The organism is Desertivirga brevis (assembly GCF_017355835.1).
Window position 1 is genome coordinate 428,375 of record NZ_JAFEWF010000002.1, and the last position, 25,743, is coordinate 454,117.

A 25,743-nucleotide genomic window follows, 5' to 3' on the forward strand; every position below is an offset into this window, starting at 1 on the left:
ACAAGAGCCTCAATTTACTAAAATTGAGGCTCTTATTGAATTAAACTTACTATATTAAAAAGAGTTTTTCCACATCATACTTTCCACGGGCCGGGTTGTCTTGTTGTTGTATTTCGCGTTTCCCTTAGAGTTGTAAAGGATCTCTATTTCGCCTGCTACATCAAAGTAAATAAGTTGTCCGATGGGCATCCCTGCATATATCCTTACCGGTTGAGCTACCGAAATCTCCAGCGTCCATGTATTACAAAAGCCCACGTCCCCCTTACCTGCAGTGGCATGAATATCAATCCCTAAACGTCCTGTGCTGGATTTCCCTTCAAGAAAGGGGACATGTTTATGTGTTTCGGTATATTCCATTGTCACTCCAAGGTAGAGCGTCCCCGGTTGAAGAACGAATCCGCTTTTTGGAATTTCGAAATGATCTATTTCATTATGTTGCTTTGCATCTAAAACCCTGTTTTTATAGGTTGCAAGATATTTTCCCAGATGAACATCATAAGAATTTGTTCCTAAACATTCCCTTTTAAATGGCTCAATAATAATATTCCCCTTTTCTATTTCTTCTAAAATAAGCTTATCTGAAAGAATCATAACAATTGAATGTTTGGGATAAAACTACGTATTTTTTTTAGAAGGAATGTAGGGATAGGATGAGGAGGGAATTTCCAGCTTAAAACCGTATTTTCGCAAAAAGTTTTCCCAGGAAACAGAAAAGGGAATTAGCTGGTTTATTCTGAAGCCTTTAATATTAAAAATTATTAAATCATGGCCCTTGCTTACTACAAGCATTTAGACGGCACTTCGGCATTTGGGGTGTGGAAGATAGAAGAAAGTGCCGAGGAGCTCTATTCTCAACTTCAGCTCAAAGAAGACGAGAAAGCTTACATTGAAACGTTAAATAACGGTAAGAGGAACCTCCATTGGTTAAGCACACGGGTATTGCTTCGTAAAATGCTCAATACGCACAAATACATTGACTGCCAGGTGGATGAACATGGAAAGCCATACCTTGTTAACTTTCCTCATCATATATCTTTGAGTCATTCCTTCGATTATGCGGCAGTAATTATCAGCGAAGATAAGCCTGTTGGTATCGATATTGAGTTAGTCAAAACCAAAATTGAACGGGTAGCGGGTAAGTTCCTAGTTGATGAAGAGCTTAATTTTATCAATCCGGAAAAAAAGATAGAGCATCTTTACATCTGCTGGTGTGCAAAAGAAGCAGTATATAAACTGCAGGGTAAGAAAACAGTTTCTTTCAGAGATAATATCCGCCTTCAGCAATTTGCCTGTCAAGAGGAAGGCAGTTTAACTGCTATTTTAGAAGCAGATCAGGAGTGTACAAGTTTTGATGTGCATTACGAGGCCTTTAAGGATTACATGATCGGCTACGTTACGGGTTGCAAAGAACTGGTTTATTAACATAATTAGAATAAGTGGAACAAAATAGGAACGTTTTCTTTCAGGATTGGGATGTCGTAGACTATAAGGATGCGTGGGAAAAGCAGGAAGAGATACTTAGCTCAATTGTTAAGCAAAAAACAGAGAATCGCGTAAACAGTACTGAGATCCCTACAAATAATTATCTGTTCTTTGTAGAGCATCCTCATGTGTATACCCTGGGAAAGAGCGGTAAGCCAGAGAATTTATTGCTCGATGAGATAGGATTGGAAGAGAGGCAGGCTACTTACTATAAAATCAACAGGGGTGGTGATATTACCTATCATGGTCCCGGACAAATTGTCGGTTATCCTATACTTGACCTGGAGAACTTCTTCACTGATATCCATCTTTATCTGCGAACCCTCGAAGAAGCTATTATTCAAACATTGGCACACTATAGTATCGTGGCTGGGAGGTACGAGGGGTATACTGGGGTTTGGCTGGATGCAGATAATGAAAAAGCAAGGAAAATTTGTGCGATGGGCGTTAGATGCAGTCGGTGGGTAACTATGCACGGCTTTGCATTCAATGTTAATGCTGACTTGTCATACTTTCAAAATATAGTTCCTTGCGGAATAGATGATAAGGATGTAACATCAATGGAAAGAGAGCTAGGCAGGAAAGTTGACATTGAAGAGGTGAAGGTTGTTTTAAAAGATAAGATTGCCGATTTGTTTGAAATGAATCTTATCCAAATTTAGTCCTCATCATCGAAATCCCAAGCCATACTGGCTCATTTTTCTGAATTATTTTTAGCTTCGATATATCTTCTGTTTCTTTAAGAAAGCGGCCCCCCAATCCTGAAATCATCTATCATCGCCAAACTATATAATCATCTGCTCCTGTTTAACTATTCATTATAAGCATTGAACAGCAAGAACATAATTCTATCTTTGCTGTCATGAATATTCTTTTACTCGGTTCTGGCGGAAGAGAAAGTGCTTTTGCCTGGAAGATTTCTCAAAGTCCTTTACTCAGTCAACTGTATATAGCGCCAGGAAATGCAGGAACTGGAGTTTACGGAAAGAACGTAAATATCAAGGTTACTGATTTTAATGCTGTCAAAGACTTTGTGCTGAAAAACTCCATTCAGCTAGTACTTGTTGGACCAGAAGAGCCCTTAGTAAAAGGCATTCACGATTTCTTTCTTGCCGACGATGAATTGAAATCAATTCCGGTTATTGGTCCTCGCGAGGAAGGAGCAAGGTTAGAAGGAAGTAAAAACTTCTCGAAGGCCTTTATGCGTCGTCATAATATTCCAACCGCAGCATCTGCAACGTTTACTAAAGCTAGCCTGTCAGAAGGCTTGTCTTATCTCGAAACGCATCCATTGCCTGTAGTATTGAAAGCCGACGGCCTCGCTGCAGGTAAAGGTGTTTTGATATGTCAGACGGTAGAGGAGGCTCAAACGGAATTGGTAGCCATGTTGCAGGACGCCAAATTTGGTGAAGCCAGCAGTAGCGTTGTTATTGAGCAGTTCCTTTCAGGAATTGAACTATCTGTATTTGTTTTAACAGACGGTAAGTCATATAAAATCTTACCGGAGGCAAAAGATTATAAAAGGATTGGCGAAGGTGATACCGGGTTAAATACGGGCGGAATGGGATCTATTTCCCCTGTGCCTTTTGCTGATGCTGAGTTCATGAAAAAGGTGGAGGACCAGATCATCAAGCCTACTGTTCACGGATTAAAAATGGACCTTATTCCTTATCAGGGTTTCATTTTTATCGGTTTAATGAATTGTGGTGGAGATCCTTTCGTAATTGAATACAATGTAAGGATGGGAGATCCGGAGACTGAGAGTGTAATGCCAAGAATTGAAAGTGACTTCGTTGATCTGCTATTAGGTGTGGCTAACGGGAATCTGGAAGAGAAGGAACTTAAAGTTTCAGCTAAGACTGCTGCAACAGTAATGCTGGTTGCCAGTGGCTACCCTGGAGAATATTTAAAAGGAAAAGTGATTACCGGAACAGAGAACGTAAGAGGTTCTACTGTATTTCATGCTGGTACCATCCAGGAGGACGGTATGGTAAAAACAGCAGGAGGACGTGTGCTTGCAGTTACAGCTTTGAGCGATACAATGTTTGGTGCCGTTCAGCAGGCCGTTACTGATGCTGGAAGGATTTATTGGGATGGACGCTATTTCAGGACGGATATAGGATTTGATCTATTATAAGACAAACCGGATATAAATAATAAAGGGGCAATCGAAAAACGGTTGCCCCTTTATTATTTATAAATTAACTACTACTTAGTTCGACTTGAAAAGATCGGACAAATAGCTTTGCAGTTCTTCTCCCCGCAGATTTTTAGCTATTATTTTACCATTAGGGTCGATCAGGAAATTCTGAGGTATAGAGCGTATGCCATATTTAACCGCTGCTTCATTATTCCAGAACTTTAGATCAGACACATGAGTCCAGGTTAACTTATCATTATCAATAGCCTTTAACCAGGCTTCTTTTCCGTTTTCTCTGTCTAATGAGACACTTAAAATAGTAAAATTCCTATCCTTATAACTATTAAATGCCTTTACTACATTAGGATTTTCCTGACGGCATGGGCCACACCAGGAGGCCCAAAAATCCAGTAGCACATATTTCCCTCTAAAGTTTGAGAGTTTAACGAGCTTACCTGTAGGATCTGCCTGCGTAAAGTCCATAGCAATTGCACCAACGGAAGTACGTTTGCTATTATCCAAAGCTTTTTTAAACGCAGCAGCTTCACGACTTTCTCTAATCGATGATGAAAGTGAATTAAAGATCGCTTCTACTTCGGGTCCTTCGGGACTTTGGCCAGCGATTGTATATAACGCCATAAAGCTTATAAAACTATCTGGGTTCTCTTTGATAAACTTTCTGTTTATTTCACTTCGCTCTTGTTGAAACACGTCGTATCGCGACTGTAATCCCTGCAAAAAATCCTGAGAAGTCTTTTTCTCGGGAGGAGCTGTTTCGTACTCGTGGTTTAATGCAACGATCTTTTCGTTTATACCCTTTAGTAACTTTGAATAGCGCTGACCGTCTTCATTTGTTTTAGTACCAGTAGTCACTGCGTTTGATAAAGAATCTGCACTCTTTATTATTGTGGTACCCTCAACCAGGTAAATTGGCAGTACATCAATTTTTGTTTTCCGGTTAAGATTGCTAATCCCAACCCCCTTGTAATCAAGAACGAGGGTTGCATAGGTGATGAGGTCTGTTGTACCTGAAAATGAAAATGCTCCGTCCCTTAATAGAGCAGAGTCAGCTACTTGCGCTCCCTCTTTGCTATAAGTTAGAAATATCTTTGCCGGAGAACCGATGTTGCCGACCTTTCCCTGTATTTTAAAGTTCTGCTGAGCATGCAACAATAGCGGACTAAGCAAGAGGGTAAAAATGAGTTTCTTCATCTCGAAATAATATTAAAAGTTTATACCAGCTTCTGATAGGTTCGCCACCATAAGTCAGGCATCTCTCCTGAAACGGCCATTTGGTAATCTTCGTACTGGCATGGTACCAAATGGTACCGTTCGTTGCCCGAAGCGCCAGTAGGATATGGTACTTGCATCCACCAGCGATCAGATTTTTTACTTTTTACGAATACCAGCTCATGTGTGTTATCTTTAAGAGAAGCCCTGTATATAAGGTACTGGGATTTTGGCTGGAGTGGGAAGTCTTTTTTGCGGTGATAGAAGCCGTCGATAAAATACCATAACATTTGGGCTACAAGCATAGCCGTTTGCCCGTTTTTATCATATGCGGGGTTAAACTCGTAAAATCCGATGGAACTTAGCTTGTCACTCATGCCTGCATAGCGGCAAATTTGGCACGCTTCCTCCCCATAAAAACCATTTGGAGTAGCATTGGCATTTGCTGGTGCATCTGAGGCCCGAATAGCTGAAATATCAAAACTAATGAGGCTGGCATTTCTAATGATCGGTTCTGCTAAGGGCATATTCCCCATGAACTCTCCAAGGCGATGAACGTCAAACAGAAGTTTCTCCATCACCCTTAAGCTCTCTTGATTCACAAAATAGGTTTGATAGCCTATATTACTGAAGTTAAACAGGTAATTGGGTTGATGAAGGAAAATCTTGTTGAGGTAAGAAGTTGATTTGGTTTCAATGCTTTCGCTTTCCAGCGAGTCATCCAGATCAAACTTCGGATCTACTACAACGAGGTCTACTTTCTGCTCCAGGTCTTCGTAGGCAAGATATTGGGCATAAGTTAAATCCTGCCCACCACCAATTATTACTGGAAGAACATCTTTTTTTATCAACTCTGAAACAGATGTTTTCAAAGCGATGTAGGTATCTGTAATACTGTGGCCTGCTTTTATATTACCAAGGTCAACTATACGTGTAGAATAAGGACCTTCATACAGGCTGTAAAGCTTCTCGCGTATATAATCAGGAGACAGGGACGTACCCTGATTATTTACAGCATTCCTGTCTTCTAATACACCGATGATGGCGATGTCAAATTTTTCTACCTCTAGATCCGGGAATTCATTCGAGAAAATCTCCACCTTACTGCCCAACTGACCTGAAAAAAAGTTTTCAGGATTAAATTTATTCACGTCAACAGGTGAAAAGAAATCTGCTAAAGACATCTGTTTTTTTAGGGATTAGTACTTTAAGTTTAATGGGGAATCTTCACAGGCTCTAACAAGCATCTCCCTTAATAGCTCAAATATCAACTTTATTAAATACTTTTGAAAGCATTTTCAAATTTTACGCCGGATGATACTGGTAACGGGCGCAACAGGTTTCCTGGGTTCAGAATTAGTTAAACAACTTGTTAATAGTGGTAAAGCTGTTCGTGCCATAAAACGTAACTCCTCTCAGGTTCCCGAGATATTACAACCCTATTCCAATATCGAGTGGGTCAACGCTGATATCGTAGATTATTTCTCCCTAGAAGAGGCCTTTCAGGGTATAAGTAAGGTATATCATTGCGCCGCTCTTGTTTCTTTTGATCCTGCTTATAAAAAACAGCTTCTTAAAATTAATAAGGAGGGTACAGCTCATATAGTAAATCTTGCGCTTGATTATGGAGTAGAGAAGCTAGTGCATGTGAGTTCTGTTGCAGCTTTAGGAGATCCTAAAAAAGAAGAATTGATATCAGAAAGTACACAATGGGAATTTGACGGTACACAAAATGGTTACTCTATTTCTAAATATGAAAGCGAAATGGAGGTCTGGCGGGCTATTTCTGAGGGCTTAAATGCTGTTATAGTTAACCCTTCGCTTATCGTTGGAGCAAACGCTGGCACAAAGGGAACCGGGCAACTGTTTCAGATGATCAAACGAGGCATGAAGTTCTATACAAATAATCTGATGGGGATTGTAGATGTTGAGGATGTTGTTGAAGCCATGATCAGGCTGATGGATAGTGACATCTTAGGAGAGAGGTTTATACTTAATGCACAAAATGTCTCATCGCAGGAGCTTTTTACAGAAGCTGCTAAAAGTATGTCTGTGAAGGCGCCAACTATAGAGGCAAGGCCATGGATGCTCGAACTAGCCTGGAGGGGTGCAAGTCTTCTTTCTCTATTTACGGGTAAGAATTACTCGCTTACTCGTGAAAGTGCCCGGAGTTCTACCAAGTTCAGAAAATATTCTAATCAAAAGCTCTTAAAAGCTTTTCCTGACTTTACTTACAAAACGTTAAATAAAACTTTGGAAGAAATTGCCAGTAAATTAAATAGATAATATTCTATTGTTACATTTGCAGCAAATTTTATTTCGGTACCAAACCGTCCCATATAAATAATGAAAAATTTTTACATCATAGACTTCGACAGCACTTTTACGCAGGTTGAAGCGTTGGATGAGTTAGTGCGTATTTCCTTAAAGGACCACCCTGAAAGCGAAAAAATTTATAAAGAAATTGAAGATTTAACGAATGCTGCAATGGAAGGACGCTTGTCTTTCCGCGAAAGCCTGTCAGGAAGGGTGAAGCTACTTCATGCTAATCAAGAGCATTTAAAATTGCTGGTTAGTCGTTTGAAGAAGAAAGTTTCTGCTTCCTTCTCACGTAACCGGGCCTTCTTTAAGAAACATGCTGATGATGTTCTGATCGTATCAGGAGGCTTCAAGGAATTTATCACTCCTGTTGTTCTTCCCTATGGAATTAAACAGGAGAATATCTATGCTAATACATTCCAGTTCGACGAAGAAGGAAATATCATTGGTTATGATGAAGAAAACCCTCTTTCCATGGAAGGTGGTAAGGTTAAGCTGTTGCGTGAATTAAATCTCCAGGGAAATATTTACGGAATTGGTGATGGATACTCGGATTTTCAGTTGAAGGAATCAGGTCTTATCCAGAAGTTTTATGCCTACACCGAAAACATATCACGGAAAAGCGTAACAGAAAAGGCTGACCACATCACTCCGAGCTTTGACGAGTTTCTGTACCTAAATAAATTGCCAAGTGCTATTTCTTATCCTAAGAACCGTATCCTTTGCCTAATTGTAGGAAGCGTGCCTGAAGAAGCAATTAATGTTCTTAAAAAGGATGGATTCTCAATCAGGCATAAAGAAACCTTCGAAGAAAAATATGTAGCTGACGTAGGGATGCTACTTTTGGGTGATGGTGAAACAGTACCCGATTCTGTCTTAGAAAGAGCTGTTAAGCTTAAAACTTTGGGTTATCTGGGAAATAGTCGTCCTCAATTATCGCATGATATTGCAACAGAAATGGGCATTGTTGTCTTTGATGACTATAAGAATAACCCTAGAAACGTGAAGTTCATTCCAAAGCGAATGGCTGATTTTATCAACAATGGAGATACTCACTTAAGCGCGAACTTTCCAAATTTGCAATTACCGAAAGTGAAAGATGCGCACCGGTTGATCCATATTCACAGCAATGTTCCCGGAATTATGGCGCAGATCAATCAGGTTTATGCTCGTCATAATATCAATATACTTGGTCAGTTCCTGAGAACCAATTCTCAGATTGGATATGTCATCACTGATGTGAGCGCACAATATGATAGCCAGGTTTTAAAAGAACTCAAGGAAATTGATCACACGATAAAGTTTAGAGTACTGTATTAATTGAAGCCTATGCTGCCCAAAGGTCTGCCTGATTTATTACTTTTTACTTTAAAGTGGTTAGGTCTGGCAACATTAACTGGGATACTTGCAGGGAGCGCTTCTGCTCTTTTTTTAATTTCGTTAGCAAAAGTTACAAACATACGCCAGGATAATCCCTGGCTTTTTTATTGTCTTCCTGTCGCCGGTTTCCTGATTGGATTACTCTACCATCATTTTGGTAAGGAGGTGGAAAAAGGCAATAATCAGATTATCGACGAAGTTATTGAGCCGCGGGAAAAAATCTCCTGGCGAATGGCTCCTTTTGTTCTCATAGGAACCTTATTGACACATCTTGCAGGTGGGTCAGCGGGAAGGGAAGGTACGGCTGTTCAAATGGGTGGCTCCCTGACCGATCAATTAACTCATTTTTTTCCCTTTAGTGCTGACGATCGAAGAACTTTGCTTATATGTGGAGTTAGTGCTGGTTTTGCTTCAGTTTTTGGTACACCACTGGCTGGTACAGTTTTCGCTCTTGAAGTATACATTATCGGACGGATGAGATACGAGGCTCTAATTCCTGCTTTATTTGCAGCTTTAGCTGGTGATTTGATTTGCAGATTTTGGGGAGCTCACCATACTTATTATCACATAGGCACATCAACTGAACTTAATGCATTACCCCTTTTGTATGCCGTAGCTGCGGGGCTTGTTTTTGCTTTTGGTGGCCGGCTGTTTACTACTGCAATATCCTTTTTTAAAAACTACTTCAATAAAGTTCCTTATCCTCCAATGCGACCTTTAATTGGTGGAATTGTTCTGTTACTTCTTTTTACAGTCGTCGACGAAACGCGTTTCGCCGGTTTGGGGCTAGGCACAATTGTAGAAAGCTTCAGTCGTCAGCAACCACTTTATTTTTTCCTTCTGAAGATTCTGCTAACGTCCTTAACACTGGCTTCTGGATTTAAGGGAGGTGAAGTAACACCATTATTCTTTGTTGGAGCAACTTTGGGCAGTGCTATGGCCCTTTTTATTCCTTTACCCGTTGACCTTTTAGCCGCAATGGGTTTTGTAGCCGTTTTTGCAGCAGCAGCCAACACTCCCTTGGCTTGTGTTTTAATGGGTATAGAACTATTCGGCAGTGAGCATGCTGTATTCCTCGCTGTAGCTTGCCTCGTTGCATATCTTTTCTCTGGCCATACCGGCATTTATTCATCTCAACTTATCGGTTCTCCAAAGCACATGATTTGGGGGATACACAAGCGGAAACGACTTAATGACTTAGGCCGGAACTAGTCACCCTCATATATAACTCCTGAACCCGGTGTTTCATTTAGCTCAATCCTTTTCAATCCAGGAAGGTTAGTAATTATCTTGTTCCACAACCAGATCGCCAGCATTTCACTTGTAGGGTTATTCAATCCTTCAATTTGATTCAACAAATTATGGTCAAGCTCATCGATAACAGGGCATACAGCCTTTTTTAGATCATTGAAATCAATCACCCATCCTAGCAGAGGATCAGGTTTTCCCTCTACGAAAACTTTCAATGTGTATGTATGACCATGGAGATTGGCACATTTATGGCCAGCTGGTACCCTCGGCAAGTAGTGAGCAGAGTCGAATGTGAATGTTTTATATAATAGCATATCAACTGCAAAATTGAATGCTTAGGTGACGTTGAAAAATGATACCAGTCACAAATCCATACTTCGCGGAAGACAGAATTAAGTTTATCTTTTTAATTGTAGAAATGGCTGGGGAAGCAACATTGCCACAAAAAACTCCTTCAGTAGAAACTTAAAATCGGAGGATGAATGCAGCTTGAAGGTTCTTCTTGGCTTTAAAAAAACAATGAGACTTTCAAGAAAAAAACGTTAATTTGCAGATTGTTGTCTCAAATAGCAAAAAATCGTTGTGACTGATACACTTGATATAAAGATTACCAAAACTACAGCTTCCCGTTTATCACAAACTGATTTCAGTGATTTGCCTTTCGGGAAAATATTCTCTGACCATATGTTTGTAGCCGACTATGAAGATGGAGAATGGAAGAACTTTCAAATTGTCCCTTTTGGAGACTTAAGTTTTAGTCCTGCAATTTCCAGCTTGCATTATGGTCAGGCTTTCTTTGAAGGGTTAAAGGCTTTTAAGCAAGCAGATGGAAGTGTGGTTACTTTTAGGCCTTATAAAAATGCGGAACGCTTTAATAGGTCGGCCGAGCGGATGTGCATGCCAGCTTTACCAGAAGATATTTTTGTTAAAAGTATTGCTGCTCTTGTTGATGTAGATCGCGAGTGGGTACCAACCGCGCCACAAACTTCCCTTTACATTCGTCCATTTATGTTTGCTACCGATCCTTATCTGGGTGTAGCTCCATCTAAAACATATAAATATATGGTTCTTACCTGTCCGGTAGGAGCTTACTTTTCCAAACCATTAAAAGTCAAGATCGAGACTAAATATTCACGTTCAAGCGAGGGTGGCTTCGGTTACGCTAAAGCTGCTGGTAATTATGCAGGTTCTTTGTATCCGGCTATGGAAGCTTTAAAAGAAGGTTTTGACCAGTTGATCTGGACTGATGCCAAAGATCATGCATTTATAGAAGAATTGGGGGCAGCCAATGTAATGTTTATGATTAATGGAACACTGGTAACTCCTTTAACTCGCGACACTATCTTAAAGGGTGTTACTCGCGATACGGTGCTTCAACTCGCTAACAAATGGGGAATCCCTGTTGAAGAGAGAAGAGTTTCTGTAGAAGAAGTGGTTGAAGGGTTGAAAAGTGGTTCGTTAACTGAAGCATTTGGAGTAGGAACTGCTGCTACAGTCACATCTATTGCCACAATCGGTTATGAAGGAGAACTGTACGATCTTCCAGATCCAGCTAAAGCTGAATTTTCGACAAAGGCACTTAAATCATTAACAGATATGCGGTACGGCTTAGTGCCTGACGACTTTGGTTGGAACTATAAAATATAAGAAAATGGCCTGTTTATCGGGCCATTTTTGTTGTACGTCTAACCTTTCTTCTAACTTTCCTTTTATCTCTTATTCTATCTCTTTCATCTGCCGTCTTCTGATTAAAGCTTCTGAATTGATCAACCAATTCCTGCTCTCTTTCCTGACTAAGCCCTATCGTCTCTCTCAAACCTGTATAAATGCTTTGCCATAAATAGCCAAAGAAGGCTATTGAGTCGGGTCGGGAATATGAAATTTTCCCGATTCTCGTCACACCATCAGAGGAAGGATTAGACTCTTTTAGCAGGACATTGTTAGCTACCAGTGATCTCAGCATTTGTTTATGTAATACTTTATTACTGTCAATCCTCAATAGACCAATGTTCAAATCTTTATATTTCAATATTAGCCTACCTCTTGATTGCCTGTAATCAGCGTTCACTGAGAAGCTGGCCTCACTGATTTTACCAGAATTAATCCGTAGAAGTGCCAAGGGGCGGCTTAATAGATTGAAGTTTTTTGCATTCATCGTAGAAAGATGACCCGAATAATTGTAGCGGTGGGAGGGAGAAAGTAAGTTGAAGTTGAGGTTTAAATTAAGCTTGCTCTTTCCGTAGAAAAGCATGGTAAACTTGCTTCTAGTCCATGCATGTTTTCTTAAGCTAATGGAGTCATTGCTGAGATTATAAATAGATGCATTTATTTTATTGAAGAAAACACGACCGCGACGGGCAGTTATTGGTGTATACTCAGAATAGTCTAAGGCCGAGTTTAATATACTCACAGTGTCAATAGTGGTATTCAGCCCCAGTCTCCCCAAGGCGATCTGAGGGAAATTCCGACCTCGGTCATATTCAGGCCTTTTATTTCGCAGATCAAGAAAGACATTTAGGTCGGCATTGAACAAGGTTAGTGATGACGCTCTAAGCTGTCGTTTAGTTACCAGTCGCTTAAAGTCAATATTTAGCAATCGCGCCCCATTAAGGTTTAAATGCATCCTTGCTTTACGTTCTTTAACAAATTTATAGAACTCCATGTCGGGATATCTTGGAATCACTTTCAAACCCTTCACCAGGGCAAATTTGTTTGATGAGGAAATGGAAAGATTCTCAAAAGTTATGTTGTAGAGTTTGTCGCGGCTCACATACTCATGATTTTTAACTTTAACAAATATCTCTTTGGTGAAATAAAACCGCGACTTATCTTGTTCACTTAATGAATCTATAAGGAGATCTTTTATGTTTATCGAGAGATTTTTAACTCCGTCTATTTCGGGCTTACCCGAACTTCTATCAATGTATTTAAAGTCGATGTTGTCAAAAAATATCTCTTCAATCTTTATTACCTTCAAATACTTTGCGAGACGTTGCCAGGTACTTCTTTTATCTTCCGGTTCGTTGCTGTCATTGCGGGGGTTTTGATAATACACCTTTACAACAGGTCGTTCAATATGTAAGGACCTCAGATGAAGTTCTTTGTCAAAATAGACTTTTATAGGGTGCGCTTTTTTTAAAGTAAGACTTGCAATACTGATGGAATAAAGATGGGTTGGATGCAGATTTCGTTTTAATAAATTCTGATAAGTAGAATCGTTAGGTGTAAATTCAATATTGTCAAATCTAATACTTCCCGCAAAAGGGTTTAAGTGAATGTCAGAGAAGCTTATGCGATACAAATCGTTCGTAGAAGTTCTTACAGTTTCCTTTAATCGCATAGCTACAACAGGCTCGAGCTTAAAGGATAGGTAAAGTAAGGCAGAGAACACCAGGAAAAGGAATACGAGGGCAAATCCCAGTGCAGCTTTTAAACGTTTTGAAAATTTAAATTGCCTCTTTTCTGTACTTATCATTCTTAATCACACTTGTGATCGTCTAAACATACGTTTTTTATTGAGAGTTTTTATTTGCGGATCAATATAAGAAGCTTTTTAATGAACAAGCAATACCCCGTTTTATTGCAAAAAATACATAATCTGCCAACCTGTCATTTAATGAAATGTTTCGTACTTTTGGATCCTAAAATTTTTTAAAGATGTTCAATACGCAGGTAAGTGAAAAAGAGCACGATGAAGCTAGACAGGGTGAAGCGTTGATGCTTGAGAATAAAACAGAGAAGAATGACGGACGGAGGCTGTATATCGAGAGCTATGGTTGCGCCATGAATTTTTCTGATAGCGAGATCGTTGCTTCTATCATGATGGATATGGGATTTCAAACTACTTCTGATTATAAAGAGGCAGATGTTGTTTTCATAAATACCTGTTCTATCCGTGAAAATGCTGAACAGCGTGTTCGGAATCGTCTGAGAGAATTTACAAGTGTAAAGGCCAAAAATCCAGGCCTTATTGTAGGTGTGCTGGGATGTATGGCAGAACGTCTAAAAGCAAAGTTCCTTGAAGAGGAAAAGCTGGTAGATGTAGTTGTGGGTCCCGATGCTTATCGTGATCTTCCTAATTTGATTGATAAGGTTGACGACGGAAGCAAGGCTGTTAACGTTTTATTATCCCGCGAGGAAACTTACGCAGATGTCAGTCCTGTTCGTTTAAATTCAAACGGAATAAGTGCTTTCATTTCAATTATGAGAGGTTGCGACAACATGTGCTCTTTCTGCGTGGTGCCATTTACCAGAGGAAGAGAGCGGAGCCGCGATGCTTATTCAATTGTCAAAGAAGCACAGGATCTGTACAATCAGGGTTACCGCGAAGTAACTTTATTGGGCCAGAATGTTGACTCCTACAAATGGAGCAGCGAGGATGGTTCTGATTCCGTGAACTTTGCCCAATTGCTTGAAAGGGTAGCATTGGTTAGTCCTGAATTACGTGTACGTTTTTCTACCTCCCATCCAAAAGATATTACAGATGAGGTGTTGTACACTATGGGCAAGTACGAGAATATCTGTAAATACATTCACCTGCCTGTACAATCCGGCAACTCCCGTATCCTGGACCTTATGAACCGGACTTACGACAGGGAATGGTACAAAGGAAGGGTCGACGCTATCCGGCGGATACTTCCAGGTTGTGCTATTTCTACCGACATAATTGCCGGGTTCTGTACCGAGACAGAGGAAGAACATCAGGATACGTTGAGCATGATGGACTACGTTGTTTACGATTATGCCTACATGTTCATGTACTCCGAACGTCCTGGAACTCTTGCAGCGAAGCGCTTTGAAGACGACATCCCGGAGGAAGTGAAGAAGCGTCGCTTAACCGAGATCGTTGGTAAGCAGCAACAGCATTCACACCGGAACATGCTTGCCCAGGTAGGAAAAGTTCAAAAGGTGCTGATTGATGGCTTCTCCAAAAAATCCAAAAATGACTACGCAGGGAGAAACGATTTAAATGCAACTGTTATTTTTCCCGTCGATGAACGATTCAAACCAGGCCAATACGTTAACGTGTTGGTGGAAAGGTGTACGACCGCTACTCTTATAGGAAGAATAGCAGAGTAAATTTTTGGTTTAGGTGGTGGAGCGATAGTTAAAAGTATTAGCATCTAACAATGGACATTCAAGATATTAAAAACCGCTTCGGCATTATTGGTAATTCACCTCTGCTTAACAGGGCCATAGATATTGCCCGGCAGGTTGCTCCTACAGATATTTCTGTTCTAATTACCGGAGAAAGCGGGAGTGGTAAAGAAGTTTTTTCCCATATTATTCATCACTTAAGTGCAAGGAAACACGGCGCTTTTATAGCGGTGAATTGTGGGGCTATCCCCGAAGGAACTATCGATTCAGAGCTTTTTGGTCACGAAAAAGGTTCCTTTACCGGTGCTCACGAGGCACGTAAGGGATATTTTGAAGTAGTAAATGGTGGAACGATCTTCCTTGATGAAGTAGCAGAGCTTCCACTTGGTACTCAAGCCCGTCTTCTACGTGTGCTTGAAACCGGCGAGTATCTTCGTGTCGGATCCTCTAAAGTTCAGAAAACAGATGTCAGGGTAATTGCAGCAACGAACGTTGATGTTTACGACGCTGTGAAAAATGGAAAGTTCAGGGAAGATCTTTATTACCGTTTGAATACTGTTCCGCTGAAAATTCCTGCTTTACGTGAGCGCAAAGAGGATATCTATCTTCTGTTCAGAAAGTTCATATCCGACTTTACTAATAAATATAGAAGCCCTTCTGTCCAGTTAGATTCAGAAGCCCAGCAAATGATCGTGAATTACAGCTGGCCAGGAAATGTCAGGCAGCTAAAGAATATTGCTGAGCAAATTGCTGTTTTGGAGAAAGATCGAAATCTTACTGCTCAAAATATCCTTAACTATATTCCTCATGAGAACCCTCAATCGAATCTGCCGATGAGAGTGAACCAGGACAAGAAAGAAGATTTCTCTGAACGCGATATTCTTTATAAGGTGCTGTTTGACATGAAAAGGGATATGGTTGAGTTAAAGAAGCTTGTAGCGGATATCATCCAGAATGGAGGAAATACAGCGGCCTTGTCTGCCAATCCTAATTTGGTTAAACAGCTCTACGGTGATGTGGAATTAGTGATGCCTGAAGTTCAGCAACAGGCTGCACCTACTATAACTATTCACCACCCGGATCAGGCTCCTAAAAGTGATTTTGATATCGCTCATCATACTGAAGAAGCTGAAGAGTCTTTATCCTTGATTGAAAAAGAATCCGATCTTATCAAAAAAGCACTTAAAAAGCACAAAGGGAAACGTAAATTAGCTGCACAGGAACTTGGGATCTCCGAAAGGACCCTTTATCGCAAAATAAAAGAACTAAACTTGAGTTAGTAAGCTGAATGAAAAATCTTAAGAAACTTTTGTTAGTAATAGCGCCGCTAACTCTCATCCTTTCAGGCTGCTGGATTTACAGTTTTTCAGGGGCTTCTATCCCGCTAAATATGAAAACTGTGAATGTGGTCTTTTTCGAAAATAACGCGCCAATTGTGGTTCCCAACCTTAGTACTCTTTTTACCGAGGCTTTAAAGACACGTATACGTAATCAATCAAATTTAACAGTAGTCAGAAATGATGCGGACGGTACTTTTGAAGGCCGTATCACCGATTATAATATTAAGCCTGTGGCGATTACGGGAAATGACCGGTCAGAAGCTACCCGTTTAACCATTACGGTAAGCGTAAAGTATACCAATAAGCTGGTAGTTGAACAAAGCTTCGAGCAATCCTTTAGTCGCTTCAAAGATTTTCAGGGGAGTAATCTGGCGCCGGTGGAACAGGCATTAATTGCTGATATTAACCGTCAGCTTACGGAAGATATTTTTAACAGGGCATTTGCGAACTGGTAATAACAATTCATCGATTTAAATTAGAACATAGTGGCACAACCTGGTATTATCGGAGAACAAGAATTTGCGAGACTAATCAGCACTCAGGATAGTTTTTCCGCACTTGATTTGCAGACTATTGAAAGATTAATTGCCAGATATCCCTATTGCCAGGCCTTTCACTATGTTAAGGCTGCTGGTTTAAAAAGGTTAAGGTCCGGGGAGCTCGACGCAAGCTTGCAACTTTCCTCAGCCTATAGCGGTGACAGAGAGCTACTATTCAGATTCGTAGAAAAATCTGACGAGCTTCAACGGTTATTTTATAATCCCTTACCGGAAGAAATTATTGAGGAGTCAGAACCGGCCTCTATCCCTGAATTGGCAGCTTATAGTTCTTCAAGTGAGTCTGATTCTGAAGACCGCATTGAAGATGTTGGCCACGCTCCACTAGACGCTGACCATGAACAGACAGGGTCCGAGGAATTTGTTGCAGATGAAGGGACCTTGTCTCTATTGTCTGAATCTATACCTCCTGATAATGAACTTTCAGAAGGTTCACCATTTGAGCTCGATACAGAAGATACGAAGATTGCAGATGAGGAGCCTACCAAAGAGGAAGGCTTGGATGAGAATGATTCGCCTCTTGAGGAGAAGGTTCAGGCCGGACCAGAATCGGAAGAATTAAGGCTGGAGGAACCTGAGCAAATCGAAGCTTTCACCAGTTTGAACGGTTCGTCCGAAGATAATACAGCAGAAGTTAGTTCTCTTGCCGAGGATCAGAATTCTGATGATCAGGATGAGGAGGTCTTTGAAGAGATTTCAGAAGTGAGTTTACTTGATACCCTTACAGTTCAACAGGAGCCAGAGCCACTTACGGTTTATGCACCAGTAGAGGAAGGGGAGCAGCAATCAAACCCAGATGATAGTTCAACTTCAATCTCTTTGGAAATTTCCCCGGTTGTTATTGCCCCTTTTATTTCGCCAGGCATCATAACCGACATTGAGACCGTCATCCCTGACCTTGATCTTCCCGGTTTTTCTGACTACAAAGATGAGCCTATAATCGAGAGTGAGGAGAAGGCGTTCCATGTAGAACATGAAGAGGAGCAACCCCTTGTGGAAGAAGTAAGTGTTCCAAGCGAAGAAATTCCTCAGGAAAGGCTTATTGTAGACAGTATAGCAGCTAAAGATTATTTCGTTTTTGACCGCTCGGTTGCTGATCCCCTGAAACAGGAAGGCCGGGAACCTAAGGAACCAGTTCCCACTGAGCCTGTAGCTGAAGTTATACCCCCGGTAGCTACTCAGAGTGATTATAAATTGGTGGAGCCGGAGAAGGAGCAGGATGATGTTTCAAAGTATGATGACGATACTTTACCGTTCACATTCCGTTGGTGGCTTCACAAAACACGGAAAGAATATGATGCAAATTATCAGCCGTATATATCTTCTCCAAAAATGAATACTGTCGCTCCCGTCGAGGTGGCGCTTAATCAGCAGATTATAGAAAGTATTTTTCATGCTCAGCCCGAATTGAATACATTCCCTGAACAGCCGCAGATCAGTTACACTCTATCGAACAAAAAGAGGGAGGATGCACTTATTGAGCGATTCATCACCGAAGAACCTCATATCAAACCTCCCGCAGCTAATAAGTTAGACACAGAAAATAAGGCAAAGAAAAGTTCCGAAGATAACCTGGATCTGGTATCCGAAACTTTAGCTAAAATCTATATCGATCAAATGCTTTTTCACAAAGCTATAGACACTTACAAAAAATTAAGTTTGAAATTTCCAGAAAAAAGCACTTACTTTGCCGCTCAAATTTCTGAGTTAGAAAAGAAAATCAATTAAATACAGAAGATATGTTTTACGTACTTATCGTTATAGCAATAGTTATTTGTGTTATTCTGGGCCTGTTTATTCTTATCCAGGAACCAAAGGGTGGAGGCTTATCTTCTGGGTTTGCTGGTTCAAACAATATTATGGGGGTTCAGCGGACCTCTGATATCCTTGAAAAAGGTACCTGGATATTGGTTATTTCTCTGATGGTAGTAGTTTTAATGATTAATGTAGTTATTCCGAAAGCTGGTGCCGGATCAGAATCTGAGGAATTACAAAACCAGATCAAAGCTCCTGCTACTACAGCGCCAATTGCTCCAGCGTTACCAAAAGCTACGGATACAACCAGGAATTAATATTAGATATTCTAATTACCGTATATAGAAGGGTCTTCTGAAAAGAAGGCCCTTTTTTGTTGTCTGACATTCCACTGACAACGTGGCACTTCGAGGTTAAGCGCTGGTTAAACAACTATTAAACCAAATGAAAAATTGACAAGGTTCACGGCAAAAATTGCAGTAATGTGCCTTTGGCATAATAAGTGACGGGTAGCGATCAGAAAATAAAATATACATATTTAAACTATGGCATTAAATATTAAACCAATCGCAGACAGAGTAGTAGTTGAAGCTGCTCCTGCAGAAGAAAAAACAGCATCAGGTATCTATATCCCTGACACAGCTAAAGAGAAACCTCAAAGAGGAACTGTAGTTGCCGTTGGTGATGGCAAAAAGGATGAGCCTTTAACTGTTAAAGTTGGTGACCAGGTTTTATATGGCAAGTATGCCGGTACTGAAATTACCTATGATGGTAAAGAGTACTTAATCATGCGTGAAGCTGATATTTACGCGGTTCTTTAATCTAATGAGAGAAGGATTGAAGGAGAGGATGATAAAATCTCTCGCAATCCTAAAGTTCAATCATTTTATCAATCATTAATTCATTCATCCAAAAAAATGGCAAAGCAAGTAAAATACAACGTTGACGCACGTGACGCCCTGAAAAGAGGTGTTGATACCTTAGCAAATGCAGTTAAGGTTACTTTAGGACCAAAAGGTCGTAATGTAATTATCGATAAGAAATTCGGTTCTCCGGCAGTAACTAAAGATGGTGTTACAGTAGCTAAAGAGATCGAATTAAAAGATTCTATCGAGAATATGGGCGCTCAAATGGTGAAAGAAGTAGCTTCTAAAACTGCAGATATCGCAGGTGATGGAACTACAACTGCTACTGTTTTAGCACAGGCTATCGTAACTGCTGGTATTAAAAACGTTGCTGCGGGTGCAAATCCAATGGATTTGAAGCGTGGTATTGACAAAGCCGTAGCAAAAGTTGTTGAGAACCTAAAATCTCAATCACAAACTGTTGGCGAAGACAACAATAAGATCAAACAAGTTGCATCTATTTCTGCAAATAACGACGAAGTGATCGGTTCGTTAATTGCTGAAGCAATGGGCAAAGTTGGTAAAGATGGTGTTATTACTGTAGAAGAAGCAAAAGGTACTGAAACTGAAGTTAAAACTGTAGAAGGTATGCAGTTTGACCGTGGTTACCTTTCTCCTTACTTCGTAACTAACGCTGATAAAATGGAAGCAGAGTTAGACAATCCTTACATCCTGATCTACGACAAGAAGATTAGCAGCATGAAAGAATTGCTTCCTGTATTAGAGAAACAAGTTCAAACTGGTAAACCTCTATTGATTATTGCTGAAGATTTAGACGGTGAAGCTTTAGCTACATTAGTAGTTAACAAGATCCGTGGTTCTCTGAAAGTTGCTGCTGTTAAAGCTCCAGGTTTCGGTGACCGTCGTAAAGCAATGTTAGAAGACATCGCTATCTTAACTGGTGGTACTGTTATTTCTGAAGAAAGAGGTTATAAATTAGAAAATGCTGATCTTTCTTACTTAGGTCAGGCTGAGAAGATCGTTGTAGATAAAGATAATACTACTATCATCAACGGTGCTGGTAATGCAGATGATATCAAAGCTCGCGTTAACCAAATTAAATCTCAGATCGAAACTACTACTTCTGATTACGATCGCGAGAAATTACAAGAGCGTTTAGCTAAGATCGCGGGTGGTGTTGCAGTTCTTTATGTAGGTGCTGCTACTGAAGTTGAGATGAAAGAGAAAAAAGACCGTGTAGATGATGCTTTACATGCAACTCGCGCAGCAGTTGAAGAAGGTATCGTTGCTGGTGGTGGTGTTGCTTTCATCCGTGCAGTTGCTGCTTTAGCAGACCTTAAAGGAGTTAACGAAGATGAAAACACTGGTATCCAGATCATCCGTCGTGCTATCGAAGAGCCTCTTCGTCAAATCTGTGAGAATGCAGGTATCGAAGGTTCTATCGTAGTTCAGAAAGTTAAAGAAGGAACAGCTGATTACGGTTACAATGCTCGTACAGATGTTTACGAGAACTTAATCGGTGCAGGTGTTATCGACCCAACTAAGGTATCACGTGTTGCTTTAGAGAACGCTGCTTCAATCGCTGCCATGTTGTTAACAACTGAGTGCGTTTTAGCTGACGATCCTGAAGAAGAAAAAGGTGGTGCTGGTATGCCTCCAATGGGTGGTGGCATGGGCGGCATGATGTAAGATCATAAAGCTTATAATATATGAAGCCCCGGCCTACGCTCCGGGGCTTTTTTATTGGAAAAATTTTCGGTTAGAGCAGTACCTTTCCTTTTTTCGGAGTAAACTGAGTTAGTAATAAGTCTATAGTAAGTCCATCCTTTCATCGAAATTTATGGTGTCACTATAGACTTATTATGGACTCACTATAGACTCTTAGAAGCTGCGGTACCCTTGCAATACCAGTATTTTTCGTGCTTCCGCCATTTCATTTGGTTTTCGTTTTCAGAATTCAAACATTGTTTTCGTTAATTTGTCATTTCATACCTCCGGAACAAAGATTAGATCCTTAATGGCACAAGTACCTGTAGATAATAGATCCTTAGAACAGAAAGCAATAGATTTTATAACCAACCATGGCCCTGATTTCCTTAGTGCATTAGTAGTACTGGTCGTTGGTTTGTGGCTGATCAAAATAGCGCGCAGATTACTCTCTACAGCAATGGACAAACGCGAGCTGGATCCCTCTTTGCAGCCATTTTTAAAAAGTATTATTATTATTTCGTTCCAGGTCCTGTTAATAATTGGAGTAATGCAGATCGCCGGTTTGCAATTAACGATCTTTACTACAGTGATCGGTGCTTTTGGTGTTGCAGCCGGTTTGGCTTTATCCGGAACTCTTCAAAATTTCGCTAGTGGTGTTTTAATCCTTATTCTTAAGCCCTTCAGGGTTGGAGATAATATTATTGCCCAGGGACAGGAAGGAATAGTTCATTCCATTGAGATATTCTATACTGTAGTAACCACTTTTGATAACAAGACTGTAATTATCCCTAATAGTAAATTATCCAATGAGATCATTATAAATACTAGTCGCGAAGGTAAACGGAGACTTGATGTTGAAATAAAGGTTGGCTATGGTACCGACTTTAAGATGATCTACCCCGTGATTGAGGACACAATTAAGGAATTTGGAAATATTATGCCCTCTCCTGCACCACGAATAGGGGTGGGGACCTTAGAAGGAGATGGGTATAAAGTATTATTAAATGTGTGGGTGCCTGCTCACGGTTTCACCGACATGAAACTTAAAATACAGGAAAAACTGATCGATAAGATCAAGGCTGCGGAGATCAAGCTGCCAGGCATGTAGCGCTGAAACTTATTCTTTTAGAAGCAAAATTCTTATAACTTTTTAACGTTAAAGTACATAATTTGGCGCAATTAATTTTTAGGCTCCAAATACATATAATTCATTTATTAATCTAATTTTGTAGACCATGCCATAATGGCTTAAAAAGTGCTGATGGCTTAGTTGTTGCAGAATAAGGATTTTTACAAAAATAATCATGTTAGGATTTTTAAATAAAATATTCGGAAGTAAATCTGAACGCGATATAAAGCAGATACAACCTATTGTTGAACAGATTAAAGCTGAATATGCAAAGCTCACCAATATTAGCGATGATGACCTGAGAAATAGAACGGTTGAATTTAAAGCACGGATTGCCGGTGCTTTAGCTTCAATAGACAAAGAAGTTGAAGAGCTAAAAGCTAAAGCTGAAGAAACGGCAGATATTCATGAGAAAACCGAAATATATGACGAAGTAGACCGTCTTGGAAAGGAAAGGGATAAGGAGCTTGAAAAGGTCCTCATGGAAATACTTCCTCAGGCTTTTGCTGTTGTAAAGGAAACTGCTCGTCGCTTTACTGAAAATAAAACTATCCAGGTTACTGCTACAGACTTTGATCGTGAACTTGCTGCAAGAAAACCTAACGTTAAAATAGAAGGAGACAAAGCTATTCATCATAATACCTGGATGGCTGCAGGTAACGAAGTTACCTGGAATATGATCCACTATGATGTTCAGTTGATTGGTGGTATCGTGTTGCACCAGGGTAAGATCTCTGAAATGGCTACTGGTGAAGGTAAGACTTTAGTGGGAACACTTCCAGCTTACCTTAATGCCCTTGCTGGACAGGGAGTACACATAGTAACAGTGAACGACTATTTGGCTCGTCGTGACTCGGAATGGAACGGCCCATTATTTGAGTTTCACGGTATGACGGTAGATTGTATCGACAAACATCAACCGAATTCGGAGCAGCGTCGTAAAGCTTATCTGGCGGATATCACCTTCGGTACAAATAACGAGTTTGGTTTCGATTATCTACGCGATAATATGACAAATACGCCTGAAAGTTTAGTTCAGCGTAAGTTGCATTATGCCATGGTGGATGAGGTGGATTCGGTTTTGATCGATGATGCCCGTACTCCTTTGATCATTTCCGGTCCTGTTCCACGTGGAGACGAACATGAATTTTATCTTTTAAAGCCGAGGATCGAGCGTTTGGTTAATGCTCAGAAGAACTATATAACCTCTGTGTTAAACGAGGCAAAGAAGCAAATTAACGAGGGGAAAACTTCACCAACTGATGGTGGTTTAGCTTTATTCCGCGCATTTCGTGGTTTGCCAAAGAATAAGGCTTTAATAAAGTTCTTAAGTGAACCGGGAGTTAAACAGATCCTTACAAAGACTGAAAATTATTACATTCAGGATCATGGAAGAGAAATGCCAAAGGCTGATGCCGAGCTTTTCTTCGTGATCGATGAGAAACATAACTCTGTTGAACTTACAGAAAAAGGTATCGAGTTAATTACAGCATCAGGAGAAGATCCACATTTCTTTGTAATGCCTGATGTTGGTTCTGAAATTGCCGAGATTGAGAAATCAAGTCTTCCCGGCGAAGAAAAGATTGCAAGGAAAGATGAGTTAATGCGTGATTTTTCAATCAAATCTGAACGTATTCACTCAGTAAACCAGTTGTTGAAGGCCTACACTTTATTTGAACGTGATGTAGAATATATCATTGATGAGGGTAAAGTTAAAATCGTAGACGAGCAAACGGGCCGTATTATGGATGGCCGCCGTTACTCTGATGGTTTGCACCAGGCGATTGAGGCTAAAGAGAATGTTAAGGTTGAGGATGCTACTCAAACTTACGCCACCATCACTCTTCAGAATTACTTCAGGATGTATCACAAGCTTGCGGGTATGACCGGTACAGCTACTACTGAAGCCGGCGAGTTATGGCAGATCTATAAATTAGACGTTGTAGAGATTCCAACTAACGTTGAGAAGAGAAGGAAGGACATGGAGGATAAGGTTTATCGTACCATGCGCGAGAAGTACAACGCGGTTGTAGAAGAAATTACAGCTTTAACTCAGGCTGGAAGACCGGTGCTCGTAGGTACAACTTCTGTTGAAATTTCAGAGTTGTTGAGCCGGATGCTGAAACTCCGCGGGATCAAGCACAATGTATTGAATGCGAAACTACACCAGCGTGAAGCCGATATTGTTGCTGAAGCGGGTCAGGCGGGTACGGTTACTATTGCAACCAACATGGCTGGTCGTGGTACCGATATCAAATTAGGTCCTGGAGTTAAAGAAGCGGGAGGTTTGGCAATCGTAGGTACTGAACGTCACGAGTCTCGTCGGGTCGACAGGCAGCTTCGTGGTCGTGCCGGTCGCCAGGGTGACCCTGGATCTTCTCAGTTCTTCGTATCGCTTGAGGATAACTTAATGCGTCTGTTTGGTTCAGAGAGGATTTCCAACATCATGCTACGTATGGGCATTGAAGAAGGTGAAGTAATCCAGCATTCAATGATCACGAAGTCGATAGAGCGGGCGCAGAGGAAAGTGGAAGAGAATAACTTTGGTATTCGTAAACGCTTGCTTGAATACGACGACGTTATGAACTCTCAGCGTACAGTTGTTTATGCAAAACGTAAGAATGCGTTATTTGGTGAACGACTTTCTGTTGATATTAATAACACTATTTACGATACTGTAGAAGACGTTGTAACTGAATATAAAGAGACGAATAACTTCGAAGGCTTCCAGTTGGAAATGCTAAGAGTATTTTCTTTCGATGCTGAGATTTCTGATAGGGATTTCGCTGATAATAATATCGCAAAGCTTACTGATCTTGTTTTCACTAAAGTTGCTGATTTCTACGAGCGTAAAAATCAGGCAATCGGGCAGCAAGCAATGCCGGTACTTACGCAGGTTTATGAAGAGCGAGGCCAATACATCGAGAATATCATTATTCCGTTTACAGACGGGATAAGAGGAGTACAGGTGGCGGCTAATCTAAGAAAGGCAGTAGAAAATGGCGGTAGGGAAATTACTACTGCGTTCGAAAAAACTGTGGTTCTTGCTTTAATCGATGATGCTTGGAAAGAGCATTTACGTGATATGGATGAGTTAAAGCAGTCAGTTCAGAACGCTGTTTACGAACAAAAAGATCCCCTTGTGATCTATAAGGTGGAAGCGTTTAATTTATTCCGTCAAATGCTGGTGTCTGTAAACAAGGATGTGGTTAGCTTCTTGTTCAGAGGTGGAATTCCTGTACAGGAATCAGAAGAAGTGCATGAAGCCCAACCTGAACTTCAGCAAGACTTGTCAAAGTTGAAGGTTTCCAAACCCGAACTTGCTGCCGTAGACGCGCCAGGCAATTTCTCGAATGAGTTCGAAGATACAAGAGAATTAGAGAAACAAACTCCTGTAAGAGTAGAGCAGAAGATCGGTCGTAATGATCCATGCCCATGCGGTAGTGGTAAGAAATATAAGAATTGTCATGGTGCTGGTTTAGTTTAA

At 40.6% G+C, this 25,743-nt stretch carries 21 protein-coding genes; 16 read left to right on the top strand and 5 right to left on the bottom strand.

Going from position 1 to position 25,743, the window contains the following annotated elements:
- Positions 1–54: 54 nt before the first annotated feature.
- The gene (gene dcd / locus J4N25_RS09790; protein WP_207422008.1) at positions 55–591 is read right to left on the bottom strand and encodes a dCTP deaminase; all 537 of its coding nucleotides are present in this window, start codon (positions 589–591) and stop codon (positions 55–57) included.
- Between the two features lie 174 nt (positions 592–765).
- Here dcd and J4N25_RS09795 point away from each other — a divergent pair, with 174 nt between their 5' ends.
- The 3 genes from J4N25_RS09795 (at position 766) to purD (ending at position 3,619) form a co-directional block, all read left to right on the top strand.
- Entirely contained in the window at positions 766–1,422 is a 657-nt protein-coding gene (locus J4N25_RS09795) for a 4'-phosphopantetheinyl transferase family protein (RefSeq protein ID WP_207422009.1), read from the top strand.
- Positions 1,423–1,436: 14 nt separating this feature from the next.
- Complete coding sequence (gene lipB, locus J4N25_RS09800; protein WP_207422010.1) at positions 1,437–2,144, top strand: lipoyl(octanoyl) transferase LipB; 708 nt, start codon at positions 1,437–1,439, stop codon at positions 2,142–2,144.
- 200 nt (positions 2,145–2,344) lie between these two features.
- Positions 2,345–3,619 (top strand): phosphoribosylamine--glycine ligase, encoded by a 1,275-nt coding sequence (purD, locus tag J4N25_RS09805; protein ID WP_207422011.1) that lies wholly within the window; start codon positions 2,345–2,347, stop codon positions 3,617–3,619.
- Between the two features lie 75 nt (positions 3,620–3,694).
- On the opposite strand, the gene J4N25_RS09810 is transcribed toward purD, so the two are convergent.
- A complete protein-coding gene (locus tag J4N25_RS09810; RefSeq protein ID WP_207422012.1) occupies positions 3,695–4,834 on the bottom strand; it encodes a TlpA disulfide reductase family protein in 1,140 nt (379 codons plus the stop codon).
- A gap of 20 nt (positions 4,835–4,854) precedes the next feature.
- Entirely contained in the window at positions 4,855–6,036 is a 1,182-nt protein-coding gene (locus J4N25_RS09815; RefSeq protein WP_207422013.1) for a formimidoylglutamase, read from the bottom strand.
- A gap of 130 nt (positions 6,037–6,166) precedes the next feature.
- Between J4N25_RS09815 and J4N25_RS09820 the strand changes: the two genes are divergently transcribed.
- Genes J4N25_RS09820 through J4N25_RS09830 form a run of 3 tightly spaced genes read left to right on the top strand, consistent with a single transcriptional unit; the run spans position 6,167 to position 9,763 of the window.
- The gene (locus J4N25_RS09820; protein WP_207422014.1) at positions 6,167–7,138 is read left to right on the top strand and encodes an NAD-dependent epimerase/dehydratase family protein; all 972 of its coding nucleotides are present in this window, start codon (positions 6,167–6,169) and stop codon (positions 7,136–7,138) included.
- Between the two features lie 60 nt (positions 7,139–7,198).
- Complete coding sequence (locus tag J4N25_RS09825; RefSeq protein WP_207422015.1) at positions 7,199–8,491, top strand: HAD-IB family phosphatase; 1,293 nt, start codon at positions 7,199–7,201, stop codon at positions 8,489–8,491.
- Between the two features lie 9 nt (positions 8,492–8,500).
- Positions 8,501–9,763, top strand: a complete 1,263-nt coding sequence (locus J4N25_RS09830; protein ID WP_207422016.1) for a chloride channel protein — start codon at positions 8,501–8,503, stop codon at positions 9,761–9,763.
- Here the strand turns inward: J4N25_RS09830 and queD are convergent.
- A complete protein-coding gene (queD, locus tag J4N25_RS09835; RefSeq protein WP_207422017.1) occupies positions 9,760–10,116 on the bottom strand; it encodes a 6-carboxytetrahydropterin synthase QueD in 357 nt (118 codons plus the stop codon). The two genes, J4N25_RS09830 and queD, sit on opposite strands and share 4 nt — an antisense overlap.
- Positions 10,117–10,384: 268 nt before the next feature.
- Between queD and J4N25_RS09840 the strand changes: the two genes are divergently transcribed.
- Complete coding sequence (locus J4N25_RS09840) at positions 10,385–11,449, top strand: branched-chain amino acid aminotransferase (RefSeq protein ID WP_207422018.1); 1,065 nt, start codon at positions 10,385–10,387, stop codon at positions 11,447–11,449.
- 13 nt (positions 11,450–11,462) lie between these two features.
- Here J4N25_RS09840 and J4N25_RS09845 read toward each other — a convergent pair whose 3' ends face one another.
- On the bottom strand, positions 11,463–13,277 hold the full coding sequence (locus tag J4N25_RS09845; protein WP_207422019.1) for a hypothetical protein: 1,815 nt from the start codon (positions 13,275–13,277) through the stop codon (positions 11,463–11,465).
- A gap of 182 nt (positions 13,278–13,459) precedes the next feature.
- Here J4N25_RS09845 and miaB point away from each other — a divergent pair, with 182 nt between their 5' ends.
- The 9 genes from miaB (at position 13,460) to secA (ending at position 25,743) form a co-directional block, all read left to right on the top strand.
- Positions 13,460–14,881, top strand: coding sequence for a tRNA (N6-isopentenyl adenosine(37)-C2)-methylthiotransferase MiaB (gene miaB, locus J4N25_RS09850; RefSeq protein WP_207422020.1), 1,422 nt, complete (start codon positions 13,460–13,462; stop codon positions 14,879–14,881).
- A gap of 50 nt (positions 14,882–14,931) precedes the next feature.
- Positions 14,932–16,179, top strand: a complete 1,248-nt coding sequence (locus J4N25_RS09855) for a sigma-54 interaction domain-containing protein (protein ID WP_207422021.1) — start codon at positions 14,932–14,934, stop codon at positions 16,177–16,179.
- Positions 16,180–16,289: 110 nt separating this feature from the next.
- Positions 16,290–16,694: an LptE family protein gene (locus tag J4N25_RS09860; protein ID WP_369410849.1), complete on the top strand. Its 405-nt coding sequence runs from the start codon at positions 16,290–16,292 to the stop codon at positions 16,692–16,694.
- Between the two features lie 30 nt (positions 16,695–16,724).
- On the top strand, positions 16,725–18,524 hold the full coding sequence (locus J4N25_RS09865) for a DUF8458 domain-containing protein (RefSeq protein WP_207422023.1): 1,800 nt from the start codon (positions 16,725–16,727) through the stop codon (positions 18,522–18,524).
- Between the two features lie 11 nt (positions 18,525–18,535).
- Entirely contained in the window at positions 18,536–18,868 is a 333-nt protein-coding gene (secG, locus tag J4N25_RS09870; RefSeq protein WP_207422024.1) for a preprotein translocase subunit SecG, read from the top strand.
- A 228-nt stretch (positions 18,869–19,096) separates the two neighbouring features.
- A complete protein-coding gene (locus J4N25_RS09875) occupies positions 19,097–19,372 on the top strand; it encodes a co-chaperone GroES (RefSeq protein ID WP_207422025.1) in 276 nt (91 codons plus the stop codon).
- Positions 19,373–19,468: 96 nt separating this feature from the next.
- Entirely contained in the window at positions 19,469–21,106 is a 1,638-nt protein-coding gene (gene groL, locus J4N25_RS09880) for a chaperonin GroEL (RefSeq protein ID WP_207422026.1), read from the top strand.
- Positions 21,107–21,434: 328 nt separating this feature from the next.
- Positions 21,435–22,235 carry a mechanosensitive ion channel family protein gene (locus J4N25_RS09885; RefSeq protein WP_207422027.1) on the top strand — a complete coding sequence of 267 codons (801 nt, stop codon included), beginning with the start codon at positions 21,435–21,437 and terminating at the stop codon, positions 22,233–22,235.
- Positions 22,236–22,431: 196 nt separating this feature from the next.
- Positions 22,432–25,743: a preprotein translocase subunit SecA gene (secA, locus tag J4N25_RS09890; RefSeq protein ID WP_207422028.1), complete on the top strand. Its 3,312-nt coding sequence runs from the start codon at positions 22,432–22,434 to the stop codon at positions 25,741–25,743.